At 40.5% G+C, this 18,199-nt stretch carries 15 protein-coding genes; 14 read left to right on the top strand and 1 reads right to left on the bottom strand.

The window, feature by feature from the left end; all coding sequences use genetic code 11:
- Positions 1 to 3 precede the first annotated feature (3 nt).
- From ACYIAR_RS13595 to ACYIAR_RS13620, 6 genes are all read left to right on the top strand, one after another.
- Positions 4 to 1,458: a catalase gene (locus tag ACYIAR_RS13595; RefSeq protein WP_480330249.1), complete on the top strand. Its 1,455-nt coding sequence runs from the start codon at positions 4 to 6 to the stop codon at positions 1,456 to 1,458.
- Positions 1,459 to 1,988: 530 nt separating this feature from the next.
- Positions 1,989 to 5,417 carry an isoleucine--tRNA ligase gene (ileS, locus tag ACYIAR_RS13600; protein WP_480330251.1) on the top strand — a complete coding sequence of 1,143 codons (3,429 nt, stop codon included), beginning with the start codon at positions 1,989 to 1,991 and terminating at the stop codon, positions 5,415 to 5,417.
- A 218-nt stretch (positions 5,418 to 5,635) separates the two neighbouring features.
- Positions 5,636 to 6,016, top strand: coding sequence for a TraR/DksA family transcriptional regulator (locus ACYIAR_RS13605; RefSeq protein WP_480330253.1), 381 nt, complete (start codon positions 5,636 to 5,638; stop codon positions 6,014 to 6,016).
- Positions 6,017 to 6,634, top strand: coding sequence for a lipoprotein signal peptidase (locus ACYIAR_RS13610; RefSeq protein WP_480330255.1), 618 nt, complete (start codon positions 6,017 to 6,019; stop codon positions 6,632 to 6,634).
- Positions 6,635 to 6,636: 2 nt separating this feature from the next.
- Positions 6,637 to 7,437: a DUF4296 domain-containing protein gene (locus ACYIAR_RS13615; protein WP_480330257.1), complete on the top strand. Its 801-nt coding sequence runs from the start codon at positions 6,637 to 6,639 to the stop codon at positions 7,435 to 7,437.
- Complete coding sequence (locus ACYIAR_RS13620; RefSeq protein ID WP_480330259.1) at positions 7,434 to 7,790, top strand: hypothetical protein; 357 nt, start codon at positions 7,434 to 7,436, stop codon at positions 7,788 to 7,790. The genes ACYIAR_RS13615 and ACYIAR_RS13620 overlap by 4 nt, the downstream gene beginning before the upstream one ends.
- Here ACYIAR_RS13620 and ACYIAR_RS13625 read toward each other — a convergent pair.
- On the bottom strand, positions 7,740 to 8,510 hold the full coding sequence (locus ACYIAR_RS13625; RefSeq protein ID WP_480330261.1) for a TrmH family RNA methyltransferase: 771 nt from the start codon (positions 8,508 to 8,510) through the stop codon (positions 7,740 to 7,742). The genes ACYIAR_RS13620 and ACYIAR_RS13625 overlap by 51 nt on opposite strands.
- A 196-nt stretch (positions 8,511 to 8,706) precedes the next feature.
- On the opposite strand from ACYIAR_RS13625, the gene tamL reads away from it, so the two are divergent.
- From tamL to ACYIAR_RS13665, 8 genes are all read left to right on the top strand, one after another.
- The gene (gene tamL, locus ACYIAR_RS13630; RefSeq protein WP_480330263.1) at positions 8,707 to 11,064 is read left to right on the top strand and encodes a translocation and assembly module lipoprotein TamL; all 2,358 of its coding nucleotides are present in this window, start codon (positions 8,707 to 8,709) and stop codon (positions 11,062 to 11,064) included.
- Positions 11,065 to 11,267: 203 nt separating this feature from the next.
- Positions 11,268 to 13,076: a glycoside hydrolase family 2 protein gene (locus tag ACYIAR_RS13635; RefSeq protein WP_480330265.1), complete on the top strand. Its 1,809-nt coding sequence runs from the start codon at positions 11,268 to 11,270 to the stop codon at positions 13,074 to 13,076.
- 52 nt (positions 13,077 to 13,128) lie between these two features.
- On the top strand, positions 13,129 to 13,491 hold the full coding sequence (locus ACYIAR_RS13640) for a YbaN family protein (RefSeq protein WP_480330267.1): 363 nt from the start codon (positions 13,129 to 13,131) through the stop codon (positions 13,489 to 13,491).
- 224 nt (positions 13,492 to 13,715) lie between these two features.
- Entirely contained in the window at positions 13,716 to 14,315 is a 600-nt protein-coding gene (locus tag ACYIAR_RS13645; protein ID WP_480330269.1) for a DUF4290 domain-containing protein, read from the top strand.
- Positions 14,312 to 15,616 carry a UDP-N-acetylglucosamine 1-carboxyvinyltransferase gene (gene murA, locus ACYIAR_RS13650; protein ID WP_480330271.1) on the top strand — a complete coding sequence of 435 codons (1,305 nt, stop codon included), beginning with the start codon at positions 14,312 to 14,314 and terminating at the stop codon, positions 15,614 to 15,616. Before ACYIAR_RS13645 ends, murA begins: the two co-directional genes overlap by 4 nt.
- A 12-nt stretch (positions 15,617 to 15,628) precedes the next feature.
- Positions 15,629 to 16,150, top strand: a complete 522-nt coding sequence (rimM, locus tag ACYIAR_RS13655; RefSeq protein ID WP_480330273.1) for a ribosome maturation factor RimM — start codon at positions 15,629 to 15,631, stop codon at positions 16,148 to 16,150.
- Positions 16,151 to 16,167: 17 nt separating this feature from the next.
- On the top strand, positions 16,168 to 17,046 hold the full coding sequence (locus tag ACYIAR_RS13660; protein WP_480330275.1) for a M23 family metallopeptidase: 879 nt from the start codon (positions 16,168 to 16,170) through the stop codon (positions 17,044 to 17,046).
- 4 nt (positions 17,047 to 17,050) lie between these two features.
- Positions 17,051 to 18,199 carry a 1-deoxy-D-xylulose-5-phosphate reductoisomerase gene (locus ACYIAR_RS13665; RefSeq protein WP_480330277.1) on the top strand — a complete coding sequence of 383 codons (1,149 nt, stop codon included), beginning with the start codon at positions 17,051 to 17,053 and terminating at the stop codon, positions 18,197 to 18,199.

Raw genomic sequence — 18,199 nt, forward strand, 5'->3', positions numbered from 1 at the left:
TATATGGGAAATAATAAACTAACAAGTGCATCAGGTGCACCCGTTTCAGACAATCACAATGTGGCAACTGCCGGTCGTCGTGGTCCGATGTTATTGCAGGATGTTTGGTTCCTTGAAAAGTTGGCTCATTTTGACCGTGAAGTTATTCCGGAACGCCGTATGCATGCCAAAGGCTCTGGCGCTTTCGGTAAGTTTACTGTGACAAATGACATTACTGCATACACCAAGGCTGCCATTTTCTCAAAAGTCGGCAAGGAAACAGAAGTTTTCGTGCGTTTCTCAACCGTTGCCGGCGAACGTGGCGCAGCCGATGCCGAACGTGACATCCGTGGCTTCGCCATGAAGTTCTATACAGAAGAAGGAAACTGGGATTTGGTGGGAAACAACACTCCTGTGTTCTTCCTTCGCGACCCGCTTAAGTTCCCGGATTTGAATCATGCCGTAAAACGTGACCCTCGCACCAATATGCGCAGCGCACGCAATAACTGGGATTTCTGGACTCTTCTTCCTGAAGCTTTGCATCAGGTGACAATAACAATGAGCGACCGCGGTATTCCTTATTCTTACCGACACATGCACGGATACGGAAGCCATACATTCTCTTTTATCAACGCAGAAGGCAAACGTACTTGGGTGAAATTCCATCTGCACACTATGCAGGGAATAAAAAACCTTACTGACCAGGAAGCTGAAGCGCTGATAGGAAAGGACCGCGAAAGTCATCAGAGAGATTTGTATGAAAGCATCGAAAAGGGCGATTTTCCAAGATGGAAAATGTTCGTTCAGCTTATGACTGAAGAAGAGGCTGCAAAATGCCCGTTCAATCCTTTCGACCTTACCAAAGTATGGTCGCAGAAACAATATCCTCTGATTGAGGTCGGAATTATGGAGCTCAACCGTAATCCGGAAAACTATTTTGCAGATGTTGAGCAGGCAGCATTCAATCCTGCAAATGTTGTTCCGGGAATAAGCTTCTCTCCGGACAGAATGCTTCAGGGACGATTGTTCTCCTATGGTGACGCGCAGCGCTACCGTCTGGGTGTAAACCATTATCAGATTCCGGTAAATAGCAGCAAGTGTCCTTTCCTTAATATATATCATCGTGACGGACAGATGAGAGTGGACGGAAATCACGGTTCGACTCTCGGATACGAACCTAACAGTTATGGTGAATGGCAGCATCAGACAGAATATAAAGAACCGCCTTTGGAACTCGACGGCGCAGCTTATCAGTGGGATTTCAGGGAAGATGATTCGGATTATTATTCACAGCCGGGCGATTTGTTCCGCCTGATGTCTCCTGCACAGCAGCAAGTGCTTTTCGAGAATACGGCGAGAGCAATGGGCGATATTCCTGAAGAAATAAAGATTCGCCACATCAGAAACTGTATGAAAGCTGATGAAAACTATGGCAAAGGCGTTGCCAAAGCTTTAGGCATTTCTTTGGACAAGATTTGATATTTGTCGCCTTGTCTCTGAATTCATAGCAGTTTACGAAACATATATAATCTCCTTACAGAAGAACTATCCGTCTTTTGTAAGGAGATTTTTTTTATAGTATTTGCGTTAAAAAAAACAATTCCTGTATATTGTTAATATACACACAATTATATTTTCATCGTAATTCTATGCCGTGAAAAACTTTTTTCATAATATATGGAAATAAATTTTCATGCTGATGAAAAATAATTTTCATAATATATGAAAAAAGATTTTCATAATATGTGGAAAAAAAGTTTCATTGCGATGAAAAACTGTTTTAATAATTGTCGGTTTCAAGGTTCTTTCTTTTGCAATATAGAATCAGACTAATATTCTATAAAGAAAAGATATATTCAAGGTAGAAATTCAGATAAAATGAGGCATGAACATCTTACTTCAACTATTTGGTTTATCGAAATATCTGTCAGAATATTATTCTCTCTTGTCTATTCCGAATAAAATCAGTAGTTTTGCGACGCTTAAAAGAATATATATAAAATCGCGATATGAGTAAGAAATTTGCCGAATATTCGAAGTTCGACTTGTCGAACGTGAATAAAGAAATGCTAAAGAAGTGGCAGGACGGCGACGTTTTCCACAAAAGTCTTGAAATCCGTGAAGGAAAACCTTCATTCGTATTCTTTGAAGGACCGCCTTCAGCAAACGGTATGCCTGGTATTCACCATGTGATTGCACGTTCAATTAAAGATATTTTCTGCCGTTACAAAACGATGAAAGGTTTCCACGTTAACCGTAAGGCAGGATGGGATACTCACGGTTTGCCAGTTGAGCTGGGTGTAGAGAAATCTTTGGGCATTACTAAGGAAGATATCGGTAAGAAGATTTCTGTTGCTGAATATAACGCGGCTTGCCGCAAGGATGTCATGAAGTTCACAAAAGAATGGACTGACTTGACAGAAAAGATGGGTTACTGGGTGGATTTGGAAAATCCTTATATCACATACGATAACCGCTACATCGAAACTCTTTGGTATCTTTTGAAGGAACTTTACAAGAAAGGTTTGCTTTACAAAGGATATACAATCCAGCCGTATTCTCCGGCAGCCGGAACAGGTTTGAGTACTCACGAGTTGAACCAACCGGGTTGTTACCGTGATGTTAAGGATACAACTTGTACAGCTCAGTTCCGTATTCTTGACCCTAAACCAGAAATGGAAGGATTCGGTGAGCCTTGTTTCCTTGCATGGACAACTACTCCTTGGACATTGCCTTCAAACACTGCTCTTTGCGTTGGCCCGGAAATTACATACGTTGCAGTTCAGACATATAATCCATATACAGGCGTTCCTATGACTGCCGTTGTTGGTAAGGACCGTTTGGATGCTTATTTCAATCCTAAAGCTGCCGACCTTAAACTTGAAGACTATAAGGAAGGCGACAAGCTTGTTCCTTTCCGCATCGTTGGCGAATGGAAAGGTTCTGAGTTGGCTGGTATGAAATATGAGCAGCTGATTCCTTGGGTAAATCCTGGAGAAGGAGCATTCAAGGTTATCACCGGCGACTTCGTTACAACAGAAGATGGTACAGGTATTGTGCATATCGCTCCAACATTTGGTGCTGACGATAATAAGGTGGCTAAAGCTAACGGCGTGCCTGCATTGATGCTTAAGGACAAAGACGGAAATATGCGTCCTATGGTTGATATGACAGGTAAGTTCTACAAACTTGAAGATTTGGATGTGGATTATGTTCATTCTTCAATGAACGCTGCTGACTATGATGCTTGGCAGGGAAGATTCGTCAAGAATGCATATGACCCTGAACTTACAGACAAGGATGAAACATTGGACGTTTCAATCTGTATGATGCTTAAGCCGCAGAACCGTGTGTTCCGCATCGAAAAGCATGTCCACAATTATCCTCACTGCTGGCGTACAGACAAACCAGTGTTGTATTATCCGTTGGATAGCTGGTTTATCCGCACTACTGCTTGCCGCGAACGTATGATTGAACTTAACAACACAATCAATTGGAAGCCGCAGAGCACAGGTACAGGACGTTTCGGTAAATGGTTGGAAAACCTTCAGGACTGGAACTTGAGCCGCAGCCGCTATTGGGGAACTCCGCTTCCTATCTGGCGCACTGAAGACGGCAAGGAAGAGAAGTGCATCGGTTCTGTTGAGGAATTGTATAACGAAATCGAAAAAGCAGTTGCAGCCGGATTGATGGAATCAAATCCTTATAAGGATAAAGGCTTCGTTCCGGGTGAATACAATAAGGAAAACTATGACAAGATTGACTTGCACCGTCCTTATGTTGATGATATCACTTTGGTTTCTGAAAGCGGCAAGCCGATGAAGCGTGAAACAGACTTGATCGACGTTTGGTTCGATTCAGGTGCAATGCCATACGCACAGATTCACTATCCGTTCGAAAACAAGGAATTACTTGACAACAGAACTGTTTATCCGGCAGACTTCATCGCTGAAGGTGTTGACCAGACTCGTGGATGGTTCTTCACTTTGCACGCAATTGCAACAATGATATTCGACAGCGTAGCTTATAAAGCTGTTGTTTCAAACGGTCTTGTTCTTGACAAGAACGGAAACAAGATGTCTAAACGTTTGGGCAATGCTGTTGACCCATTCGCAACAATCGAGAAATATGGTTCTGACCCATTGCGTTGGTATATGATTACAAACGCTTCTCCATGGGATAACCTTAAGTTCGACGTTGAAGGTGTTGAAGAAGTTCGCCGTAAATTCTTCGGTACATTATATAATACATATTCATTCTTTGCATTGTATGCTAACGTTGATGGATTCGACTATTCACAGGCTGATGTGGAATGGAACAAGCGTCCGGAAATCGACCGCTGGATTCTTTCATTGCTGAATACTTTGGTTAAGGATGTTGACACATATCTGGAAAGCTACGAACCGACACGTGCCGGTCGTGCAATCTCTGATTTCGTTAACGACAACTTGAGTAACTGGTACGTTCGCTTGAACCGTCGCCGTTTCTGGGGTGGTGGATTGACAGAAGATAAGTTGTCTGCTTACCAGACATTATATACTTGCTTGGAAACTGTATCTAAGTTGATGGCTCCAATCGCTCCTTTCTATGCAGACCAGTTGTATCGCGACTTGGTTTCTGTAACAGGACGTGAAACTGCAGAGTCTGTTCACTTGGCAGACTTCCCGGTTTGCAACGAAGAGTTGATAGACAAAGACCTGGAAGAACGCATGCAGATGGCACAGAGCATTTCTTCAATGGTTTTGGCTTTGCGTCGTAAGGTTAATATCAAGGTTCGCCAGCCGCTTCAGACTTTGATGGTTCCTGTATTGGACGCTCACCAGCAGGAAAGCATCGACGCTGTGAAGGCTTTGATTCTTAACGAGGTTAACGTCAAGGAAATGAAATTCGTTGACAACACAGCCGGAATCCTTGTCAAGAAAATCAAACCGGACTTCAAGAAACTCGGTCCGCGTTATGGTAAGATTATGAAAGCCTTGGCTGCTGCAATCCAGCAGATGAGCCAGGATGATATCAACGCATTTGAAAAGGCTGGAACATTCACATTGAACGTTGAAGGACAGGAAGCTGTAATTGAACGTGCTGATGTTGAAATCATCTCTGAAGATATTCCGGGCTGGTTGGTTGCTAACGAAGGCCGTTTGACTGTAGCTTTGGATATTACAGTTACAGAAGAACTTCGCAAAGAAGGTTTGGCTCGTGAATTGGTTAACCGTGTTCAGAATATCCGTAAGAGCAGTGGCTTTGATATTACAGACAAGGTTAATATCACAATCCTTTCAAACGAAGCAATGGATGCAGCAGTAGCTGAATATAAAGAATACATCTCAAATCAGGTATTGGCAGCGTCTATTGAAATTGCAGATGAAGCAGTAAGCGATGCAGTGGAATTGGATTTCGAAGATTTCAAACTTCTTGTTAAGGTTGAAAAAGCATAACAATTAGTTGAAGAGTCAACTTTATATACAATCCGAATACCGTATAAAAATCGGTATTCGGATTTTTTTTGCCTAAATTGGGAATTTTCACTTCTAAAAGTTGTAAATACAATAATTATATTATCTTTGCAAGTAAATAAAGAAAGGCTTATGGATATTATATATTTTCAGAAACCTTTCTTTTGATTTTATTGTTCAACCTAAAATAAATAAATACCATGTCAGAAAAAACAAGATACTCTGATGCGGAACTTGAGGAGTTTCGTGCAATTATATTAGAGAAATTAGAAGTTGCAAAGAGAGATTATGAATTGTTGAGAGGCGGTGTAACCAATTCCGACGGTAATGATATAGCAGATACATCTCCAACATTCAAGGTATTGGAAGAAGGTGCTGCAACATTGTCAAAGGAAGAAGCAGGCCGTTTGGCTCAGCGCCAGATGAAGTTTATTCAGAACTTGCAGGCTGCTTTGGTCAGAATCGAAAACAAAACATACGGTATTTGTCGTGAAACCGGAAAGCTTATTCCGAAAGAAAGATTACGTGCCGTGCCTCATGCAACATTAAGTATTGAAGCAAAACAAGGAGGCGTAAAATAAATGAAGATATCAAAAGGTTGGGGAGCAGTGTTGATTGTAATACTGCTCCTTCTTTTAGACCAGGTATTGAAAATCTGGATTAAAACCCATTTCCAACTACATGAAAGTATAGAGATTACTCCATGGTTCTATCTGTATTTCACAGAAAATCCGGGAATGGCATTTGGAATAGAAGTTATTGGCAAACTTTTTCTTACATTGTTTCGTATAGTGGCAGTTGGTTTTATCGGTTATTATCTGTATAAACTGGTGAAAGCTAACTATAAGTTTGGTTTTATAGCTTGCGTTTCAATGGTTCTTGCCGGAGCGATGGGTAATATAATAGACTCTATATTTTATGGAGTTATATTTAACCATAGTTATGGACAAGTGGCAACATTTATGCCTGCGGAAGGCGGTTATGCGTCGTGGCTTCACGGCAAGGTTGTCGATATGTTCTATTTTCCTCTGATTGAAACAACGTTTCCGGATTGGCTTCCGATATGGGGAGGTCAGGAATTTATTTTCTTCAGACCAATATTCAATTTGGCTGATTCGGCTATTTGTGTCGGTGTTTTTTCTCTACTTCTGTTCTACCGTCACACGTTGTCAAAGAGTTTGTCTAACGAAGAAAAGTGATTATGCCTAAGGTGTGGCTGAAATATTGTATTCCGTTGTTGATGTCTGTAATGCATGTATCGTGCAGCAGAGTTCCGTCAGGTATTCTTTCTGAGAAAGACATGCAGAAAGTTATGACAGATATGTATCTGGCTGAGGCGATGATTGGAATGGACTATGATACATATAAGTCTGATACAATGAAACAGGCTTTGTATGAGTCTGTTTTCCGTAAATACAATATTACCCAGGCGGAATATGACAGTTCGATAATGTGGTACGGACGCAATATGGATATTTATATGGGCGTCTTTAACCGCATGATTGATGATTTGGATAAGCGTGCAGATGAAATGGGTGATATTCCGGCAGACCCGATTTCCGGCAGTTCCAAGAAAGATTCTGTAGATATTTGGCCACGCCGTTCATATTTCAGGTTTTCGGCAAATGCTTTGTTCAACGGAACTACGTTTGATATACGTCCATCCGAGCAATTCCCGTCCGGCAGTATTTTTGTTCTGGGTATGAATGTCTGGGGATTGGACAAGCATATGAAAAGCCGTCCGGAAATACGTATTACTGTCGAGCAGGGAGATACATCGGTTACTGTTACCGACCGTATAAATAAAGATGGTTTCCATAAGACAGTACTGAAAAGTGTAGCAACCCGCCGAATCAAGAGGGTTTATGGTTCTATCAGACTTGACAACGCTGATATGGATTATTACAAGGTATATTTGGACAGTATTAGCCTTTTCAGATATAATTATGGTTCGCAGACTCCGAAAGCTGCAGACAAATTGCCTAAACAGGTTGTTCAATGAAAAGATTCGCTTCACATTTCGTGTTCTATCACAGAATGCTTCGTTTGCATTATGTTGAATTGTCGTCCGGCAGTAACATCCTGAACGGAGTGTTTCCTCTTGAAGAAGAAATAGCAGGAACAGAATTTTATGACGGAATTTTGTTGCCGCTTCCTGCTGATTTTGATATTTCAGAAATAAATAAGATTCTGTTGAAAATAAAAGAAGAGAAGAAAAATCCGGATTGGGAAAGTTTTTCTTCTCTTCTTTCATCATATTTGGATTTGCAACTTCCGCTTGAAGGAAAGCCAATCCGTTTGCTTTTACTGGATATTCATAAGTGCACGTCTGCGGAACTCAGCGCAAATCACTGATGTTGCAATTGCTACGTTCAGAGATTCGGCAGTTTCACGTTCCGGCGGAAAGCTCGGAATAAAGAGTCTGTTGTCTATAGTCTGTTTTATTTCATCGCTGATTCCGTTTCCTTCATTTCCCATAACAATTATGCCGTGAGCTGTCAGCTCTTTCTGGTACATATTTTCTCCGTCGAGGAAAGTTCCGTAAAGCGGAATATTGTTTTCTTTCTGAGTCAGGATGAAGGTTTTCAAATCTGTATAATGAACTTTTACATGAGCCAGTGCGCCCATCGTTGCCTGAACTGTTTTAGGGTTGAATACATCGGCAGTGTCGGTGCTGCATACAATATGCTCGATGCCGAACCAGTCAGCAAGTCTGATAATCGTACCCAGATTTCCCGGGTCCTGAATGCCGTCCAGTGCCAGAACAAGGCTGCGTGAAGCATCGACCTCATTCAAATCCCACTCCGGTTGTTTGAATACGGCAAGAACATCCTGAGGATTCTTAAGAAAACTCACCTTGCGTATATCATCGTTTTCGGCAACAGCAAGCTCTGCCGCATTTATATCTCCTTGGTTTGCCATCCAGCAAGGTTTTGCAATAAGAAATTTACACTCAAAAGCCGGAAGCATGTCGGCTACAAGTTTGTTGCCTTCTGTTACGAACAGTTTTTCTTCGTTACGGAATTTTTTCAATTCCAGAGCTTTGATTTGTTTTATTTTGTTTTTGCTAATCATCGTTATCTTTTTTAAGTTGACAAGGCTACAGATACAAGTTGACAAGGAATATAATCGTCATAAAGCTTTTGCCGAATTGTCCTCTTGACTTCTCGTTGACTGTGCCACAAGCTTGCAAAATCTGAAAACTTTATTTATGAGACAAAAATACGGGAATTTATTGGAAATCCAGTAAATTTGTAGCTTTATTGATGATATGAAAAATCTGTTGCTTTATAGTAAAATATTATTGATTTGTTTGCTTTGTCTGGCTTCGTGTCATCCTACAAAATTCGTGGGTGATAATGAATATTTGCTGGATGAAGTCAAAATCGTATCAGATAACAAACACTATAAGGCTTCTGATTTGAAGGACTATGTCAGGCAGCAGGCAAACTTCAAGGTGTTTGGCTTGATGAAATGGCAGTTGTATCTGTATAGCTGGTCCGGCAAGAACGAAAAAAACTGGGTGAACAAGCAGCTCCGCAGAATGGGCGAGCCGCCTGTAATACTTGATACAACGCTTGTGGAACAGTCCGTTGACGAACTGGAGCGTTTCCTCGTGAATAAAGGTTTTGCCCATGCCAAGGTGACATCCGAGATTGATACATCACGCAGAAAGAAGGCGGTTGTTACTTATTTTGTGAAAAGCAATGAGCCATATCGAATTGTCAATTACAGGATGAACCTAAATGATACGAAGATTGACAGTATTGCAAGGTTGGAAGCTCCGAAACGTCCAAAGTTGGTTGAAGCTTTCCGTTCACAGCAGGATGAATATATATCATTGATAAAAGACAGCTGCCTTTTCGACCGTGATATGTTGGACCAAGAACGTCAGCGAATAACTTCACTTTTGCGCCGTCACGGTTATTACGCTTTTAATAGAGATAATCTGGCATATTTGGCTGACAGCTCTTACAATAAGGATATTGTAGATTTGGAAATGTTGTTGAAACCGTATCGTCATGTCCGTCAGGATGGAAAGGTTGAAGACACTCAGCATAAGCAGTATTATGTCAGGGAAGTAAAAGTGCTGACAGATTACGATCCGTTGTCGCTGGTCGATCTTGATTCATTATTTGCCAATTCAGATACAGTTTTGTATAACGGGGTGAATATAATATATGGAAACAGGAATCATTCCGTGCGTCCGTCTGTGTTACGCCGTAGTGTGTATATTCAGCCCGGACGATTGTATAATGAGAATCTGGTGGAACAGACTTACTCTGCTTTTTCACGTTTGCGTGCATTGAAGAATATTAATGTCCGTTTTAATGAGGTTGAGCAGAATGACACTATGAAACTGGACTGTATGATTCTTACAACTCCGGCAAAGACACAGAGCTTTGGTGTTGACCTTGAAGGAACGAACTCTGCCGGAGATTTGGGATTTGCTTCAAGTGTGAATTATCAGCATCGTAATATATTCAAAGGTTCAGAAACTTTCTCGGCAAAAATCAGAGGAGCATATGAATCTTTGGGTTCATCTGACAACAGTATAGGAAGTTATTGGGAGATGAGTGCCGAAACAGGATTGACATTCCCTAGCTTTGTGTTCCCGTTTATAAGCGAGAAAGTAAAAAGACGCTTGCGTGCTACAACAGAATTTAAGTTGAGCTATAGTTTTCAGACCAGACCGGAATATCAGCGTGCAATTCTTTCCGGAGGATGGAGTTATATATGGCAGGACAGACGTAACACACTGGCGCGTCATGTATTCAAACTTCTGGATATAGATTATGTGTCTCTTCCTAAAATAGACAGTGATTTCAAAAATGAACTTCCGGAATCTACCAGACTGTATAATTTTACTGACCAGTTTGTGATGGGAACAGGTTATACTTACTCTTTCAGTAATTATAATCCTCAGAACAGATTGAAAGATACACATTCATTGCGTGTGTCATTTGAAATGGCGGGTAACTTACTTTATGCCGTGTCAAAGTTGTCTGGCGCATCCAAAAATGCAGATGGTTTGTATGAGTGTTTCGGCACACCATATAGCCAATTTACAAAGGTGGATTTGGATTTTAGCAAGAGTTTTGTTCTTGATGCCCGAAATAAAGTAGCTTTCCATGTTGGTGTGGGAGTTGGATATCCTTATGGAAATACAAAGATGCTGCCATTCGAACGTAGTTATTTTTCCGGAGGAGCAAACAGTGTGCGAGGTTGGTCAGTTCGAACTCTTGGTCCCGGAAGTATGAGTCTGAAACAGGCAGCTTCGTTTGCCGACCAAGTAGGAGATATGCGTCTCGATGTTAATTTGGAATATAGAACAAAGCTTTTCTGGAAATTTGAAATGGCAGCATATGTTGATGCCGGTAACATTTGGAAGTTCCATGATGATGGCTATCATGTTGGTGCTAATTTTGACTTCTCCCGTTTTTATAAGGAAATAGCTGTGGCTTACGGACTGGGATTGCGCGTTGACTTTGATTTCTTCCTACTTCGTTTTGATACAGGTATGAAAGCCTACAACCCTCAGCTTACTGGAAAAGGACGCTGGGCTATTATCAATCCTAATTTAAAAAGAGATTTTGCCTGGCATTTTGCTGTTGGATATCCTTTCTGATATGTGTTGAAATATATATAGTCCTAGCAGTTCGTGGGGCCGTATATATTTTGAATTATATACGGCCCCACGTTGAGGTGGGTTCGGATGTATTTTTATCATTGGTTATATCGGTGAAAAATAAAATTAGTTTAGATGTATTTGTTTTCACATTTATGTTTTTTGTTACTTTTGTATAACATAAAACCTCAAATTATAATATCATGAAAAGAATTCTATTATTATGCGGAGCATTATTGTGTGCTTTTGCTTCTCAGGCACAATGGCAACCCGCCGGCGACAAAATCAAGACAGAATGGTCTGAAACTGTAAATCCAAAACAAGTATTACCGGAATATCCTCGTCCGCAGATGGTACGTGGAGAATGGTCCAATCTGAATGGAGAGTGGGAATATGCAATCAGAGCTAAAGGCGGTGTTGAACCAACTGCTTATGATGGAAATATCCTGGTTCCTTTTGCTGTGGAATCATCTCTTTCCGGTGTGCAGAAAATAGTTGGAGCAGATAACGAATTATGGTATAAAAGAACATTTGATATTCCTTCTTCATGGAAGAACAAGAATATAATTCTGAATTTCGGAGCTGTGGATTGGAAAGCCGATGTGTTTGTCAACGATATTCTTATTGGTTCGCATAAAGGAGGATATACTCCATTCTCTTTTGATATAACTCCATATCTTAAAGGTCAGAAAGGTCAGAAATTGACAGTGAGAGTTTGGGATCCAAGTGATGCAGGATTTCAGCCTCGCGGAAAACAGGTGGCAAAGCCTGAAGGTATTTGGTACACTCCGGTTACAGGAATCTGGCAGACTGTTTGGTTGGAACCAGTTGCTTCAAATCATATAACTGCGATTAAGGCAATTCCGGATGTGGATAATTCAGTTGTTGGTGTTACTGTTTCTACATCTGAGTCTTCAGTAACAGATATTGTTGAAGTTAAGATTTCAGACAAGAATAATAAAGTAGTTGCTACAGCTCAGGGTGTTCAGGGACAGGAAATGCGTCTGCAGGTTAAAGATGCAGAATTGTGGTCACCTGAGAATCCGTATCTTTATGATATGAAAGTAACACTTCTTGGTAAACAGAAAGATGAAGTGAAATCATATACAGCATTCCGTAAGATTTCTGTTCAGAAAGATGCTGCCGGAATCTACAGAATGTGCTTGAACAATAAACCTTTGTTCCAGTATGGTCCACTTGACCAGGGATGGTGGCCGGACGGACTTTACACAGCTCCAACTGACGAAGCATTGCTTTATGATATCAAGAAAACTAAGGATTGGGGATTCAATATGATCCGTAAGCATGTGAAAGTTGAGCCTGCTCGCTGGTATTATCATTGCGACCGTGAAGGTATTCTTGTATGGCAGGATATGCCAAGCGGTGATATGGGAAACCAGTGGGGACCACGTGAATATAATGCAGGAACAGATAAGAACAGAACTCAGGAATCAATTTCAAATTTCTATACAGAATGGAAAGAAATAATGAACTTGTGTATGTCAAATCCTTCTGTTGTTGTTTGGGTTCCGTTTAATGAAGCATGGGGACAATTTGATACTGAAAAGGTTGTTGCATGGACTGAAGCTTATGATCCTTCACGTTTGGTAAACCCTGCCAGTGGCGGTAACCACCGAGCTTGTGGTGATATCTTGGATTTGCATAACTATCCTGGTCCGGAAATGTACTTGGCTGATCCTATGCGCGTGAATGTTTTGGGCGAATATGGCGGTATCGGTCTTGCTTTGGATGGTCATTTGTGGTGGAACAACCGTAACTGGGGTTATATCCAGTTCAAGAGCAGCGATGAGGTGACTGCCGAATATGTGAAATATGCCAAGGAGTTGAAGACTTTGGTTAAGAAAGGTTTCTCTGCTGCAGTATATACTCAGACAACTGATGTTGAAGGTGAGGTAAATGGTCTGATGACTTACGACCGAAAAGTGATTAAGATAAATGAAGATGCAGTACGCAAAATAAACAAAGAAGTGATTGATTCAATGAATAACTGATAGTTGTGTTCTGTGCAAACATATTTTTGTGTAAGTTTGCATCATGAGTACAATGGTTAGATATATATTAGTAATATTTGGAGTATTATTTTGTATATTGGGAGTTGTAGGAATATTTGTACCATTATTGCCTACAACTCCTTTTCTGTTATTGTCTGCTGCTTTGCTGTTCAGAAGTTCTCCACGTTTATACGGAAAGTTGATTTCCCATCCGCAATTAGGTCCGTATATAATGAATTTCAGAGAGCATAAGGCTATTCCGTTGAGAGTTAAATTTATATCGGTGTCGTTGGTTTGGATTACAATTTTATACGCTGCTTATTATCTTGTGGATTATATTTGGCTGAAGGCACTGCTTATGCTGCTGGCTCTGTCGATTAGTTTTTATATTTTACATTTCAAGACGTTGCGCTGATTGGGATGGGATAGGTTTAAATATGATTAACAGTTTCTTAATGTAAAATACACTTCTTTATAACAAAATCAAAAACAAGCTTTTTATTTTGTTCTGCACTCGCCTTTCGCTATATTTAGATAATATAGGATGCGGCTTGGCTTAACAAAATCAAAAACAAGTTATTTATTTTGTTCTGCACTCGCCTTTCACTATATTTGCAAATTGAAAAATGAATAAAACTGATGAAATATAATACAGAACAGAAAAGATTGGTGTTGCCGGAATATGGTCGTAACATCCAGAATATGGTAGATTATTGCGTAACGATAGAAGACCGTGAAGAGCGTAAGCGCTGTGCCAACACCATCATAAATGTTATGGGTAATATGTTTCCTCATCTTCGTGATGTGAATGACTTCAAACATATCCTTTGGGATCATTTGGCTATAATGTCCGACTTTAAGTTGGATATAGATTACCCGTATGAGATTGTAAAGAAAGAGGACTTATATACACGCCCTCCACGAATCCCTTACAATAATTCTCGAATCCGTTATCGTCACTACGGAAAGACTTTGGAATTAATGATTAAGAAAGCAACTGAATTTGAAGAAGGAAATGAAAAAGACCAGCTTATCAAGTTGCTCGCTACTCAGATGAAGAAATCTTTCCTTACATGGAATAAGGAAACTGTTGACGATAAAAAAATATTCAAAGATTTGGATGAACTTTCAGACGGAAAAATCATTTTGGATGAGGAAGTTCATAAACTTTTGGAAAGTAAAGAATTGCTTGCCAGAAACAATAATAACAAGAAGAATTTTACACGTAAGACCAGATGAGTTCATTTATTATCGAAGGAAACTGTAAGCTGAATGGTGAGATTGTACCTCAGGGTGCCAAAAATGAGGCATTGGAGGTGATTTGTGCCGTTTTACTTACTGCTGAGAAGGTAATTATACATAATGTCCCGGATATATTGGACGTAAATAATCTGATACAGCTTTTGCGCGATATGCGTGTAAAAGTGGAACGTCTTGGAATTGACTCATATTCTTTTCAGGCAGATGATGTAGATTTGGATTATCTGAACACTGAAGACTTTTTGAGAAAGAGTGGTTCATTGAGAGGTTCCGTTATGATTGTTGGTCCGTTGGTTGCCCGTTTTGGAAAAGCTCTTATTCCGAAACCGGGTGGAGACAAGATTGGTCGCCGAAGACTGGATACCCACTTCGTTGGCATTCAGCGTTTGGGCGCAGATTTCAATTATGATGCGACTCGACAGGTATATGAAATAAAGGCAGACAAACTGAAGGGAGCTTATATGCTTTTGGATGAGGCGTCTGTTACGGGAACTGCAAACATCCTTATGGCTGCAGTTCTGGCTGAAGGTAAAACTACAATTTATAATGCGGCATGCGAGCCTTATCTGCAGCAGTTGTCGTCGATGCTCAACAAAATGGGCGCGCAAATTTCTGGTGTCGGCTCAAATCTGTTGACTATTGAAGGTGTGAAATCGTTGCATGGCACTGAACATACAATATTGCCGGATATGATTGAAGTCGGCAGTTTTATCGGTATGGCAGCTATGACCGGTTCTGATATTCTTATTAAGAACACAGGATATGATAAGCTTGGAATTATTCCTGAAGCATTCAGGAGATTGGGCATAACTGTTGAGCAGCGTGGAGATGATATTCATATACCGACTCACGATTCTTATGAAATTGATACATTCATAGATGGCTCAATTATGACAATTGCAGATGCTCCGTGGCCGGGATTGACTCCGGACTTGCTCAGTGTCTTTCTAGTTGTTGCAACTCAGGCTGTCGGCAGTGTTCTTATTCATCAGAAAATGTTCGAGAGCAGATTGTTCTTTGTGGACAAACTTATTGACATGGGCGCCCAGATTATTTTGTGCGACCCGCATAGAGCAACAGTTATCGGTTTGGGAAACAGGTTCAAACTTAGAGCATCAACAATGGTTTCTCCTGACATCCGTGCCGGAATTGCACTTCTGATTGCGGCAATGAGCGCTGAAGGAACCAGCCGTATAAACAATATCGACCAGATTGACAGAGGGTATCAGAATATAGACTTGCGTCTTAACAAGATTGGTGCCCGTATTACTCGTATATAAAATTATCTTATAATGATTTCAAGGGAAGAAGTTTTTAAAATAGGACAGTTTGCAAAACCTCATGGTATAAAAGGGGAGATTACATTGAATACACAATGCGATGTGTTTGATGAATCTGATGATCCTTATATCATTTGTGATATGAATGGAATTCTGGTTCCTTTTTTTATTGAAGATTATCGTTATAAATCAGATTCTTCTATACTGGTCAAGCTTGAGGGTATAGACAGTGAAGCTGATGCACGTGAGTTTGTCAATAAGGAAGTTTATTATTCCCTTGATGAAGTTGATGAGGATAGTATAATAGGTGATATTTCGTGGGATAATTTTATCGGTTATCATGTAGTGGATAAAAATCATGGAGATTTAGGACCGATTGTTGATGTTGATGAAACAACAATGAATGTCTTGCTTCAGATAGACCATGACGGGGAAGAACTTCTTTTGCCTGCTGCCGAGGATTTGATTTCGGATGTTGATCATGAAAAGAAAATAATGTCCGTATCATTGCCTGCAGGATTACTGGATTTGTAAAGATAAAAGTGTGAGAAATGGCTTTGAAGAAGAATAAGAAAAAGAGAGGATTTAAATCTTTTTGGAAGCAGATACGTTTCAAGTATAAGCTTTCGTTTATTAATGAGGACACTTTGGAAGAAGTGTGGTCTTTCAGATTGTCGCAATTATCAGCATTTATATCATTTTCTGTTTTCGTTTTCTTTTTGATATCTTTTACAGCTTTTATAATCATAAAGACTCCTATCCGAAATTATTTGCCGGGATATCTGGATGTGGAAGTACGCAAAGAAATCATGCAAAATACTCTTCGCGCTGATTCTTTGGAGAGAATGCTGCTCGTTCAGCAGTTATATCTGGAAAATGTGACACAGATTATATCCGGCGATGTGAAACTGGATTCTATAAAGCAAATAGATTCTATGGCACACGTGGATGCCGATTTTGAGATTCCACGCGGAAAAGCAGAAACAGAATTTGTAAAACAATTTGAGGAAGAAGAAAAGTATAGTCTGACTGCGCTTGATGCAAATCCATCTTTGCCAAACAGTGTATTTTTTATTAAGCCTGTAAATGGAGTTTTGTCTTCTACATTTGAGGCTGATATAAGACATTTCGGTATTGATATTGTGGCAACACCGAAGGAAAGCGTATTGGCAACATTGGACGGAACAGTTGTCTTTGCCGGATTCGACCCGAATTTTGGAAACGTAATACAGTTGCAGCATAAGAACGGATTTGTTTCGGTATACAAGCATAACGATGCTTTATTAAAGAAAACCGGAGACCATGTTGCAGCAGGCGAGGCAATCGCCTTGGTTGGAAATACAGGAGCTTTGTCGACAGGCCCTCATTTGCACTTTGAGCTTTGGTATAAGGGAATGCCGATAAATCCAGAAGAATATATTTCATTTTAATCGTATGAAACGACAATTAGCTATATTAGGTTCTACAGGTTCGATAGGCACTCAGGCTCTGGAAGTTGTAAGCGAACATCCGGACAAGTTTGAGGTTTATGCCTTGACAGCCAATAACAGTGTAGATTTATTGATAACACAGGCACGTAAATATATGCCGGAAGTTGTTGTCATTGCTAATGAGAATAAATATCCGGAACTGAAGGAAGCATTGGAAGATTTGCCTATAAAAGTATGGGCCGGCGCAGATGCTATTTCGCAGGTTGTGCAGGCAGAACCTATTGATATGGTTCTGACAGCCATGGTTGGCTATTCCGGTTTGCGCCCTACAATTGCAGCAATAAAAGCCGGAAAAGCTATAGCTTTGGCAAACAAAGAAACATTGGTTGTGGCAGGTGAGCTGATAACAAGTTTGGCTGCCGAGCATAATGTTCCCATTCTTCCGGTTGATTCTGAACATTCAGCCATATTCCAGTGTCTTACAGTAGGAAATAATAATCCAATAGAAAAAATATTGCTAACGGCATCCGGCGGTCCGTTCAGAAACAAAACGATAGAGGAATTGGCAACTGTTACCAAATCACAGGCTCTTAAACATCCTAACTGGCAAATGGGAGCCAAGATTACAATAGATTCTGCCTCAATGATGAACAAGGGTTTTGAGATGATTGAGGCAAAATGGCTATTTGGTGTTGAGCCTTCTCAGATTCAGATAGTTGTTCATCCGCAGTCTGTCATCCATTCAATGGTTCAGTTTGAAGATGGAGCAGTAATGGCTCAGCTTGGAATTCCGGATATGAAGCTTCCGATAGCATATGCATTCTCTTATCCTGAAAGAATGAAAAGTATGTCTCCACGTTTGGATTTCAATCAATATTCAACTCTTACATTCGAGGAACCGGATATGAAGAGATTCCGTAATCTTGCCTTCGCTTTTGATGCGGCAGGAAAAGGCGGAAATATGCCTTGCATATTGAATGCGGCAAACGAGGTGGTTGTTGCAGCCTTCCTTCAGGACAGAATAGGATTCCTTCAGATGAGTGATGTGATTGAGGCAACAATGTCGAAAGCAGCTTTCATTTCTAACCCTACATATGAAGATTATGTGGCGACTGATGCCGAAGCAAGACGCATCGCCGCTGAATTGTTTTAG

Source organism: Parabacteroides sp. KHUB-01 (genome assembly GCF_056640935.1).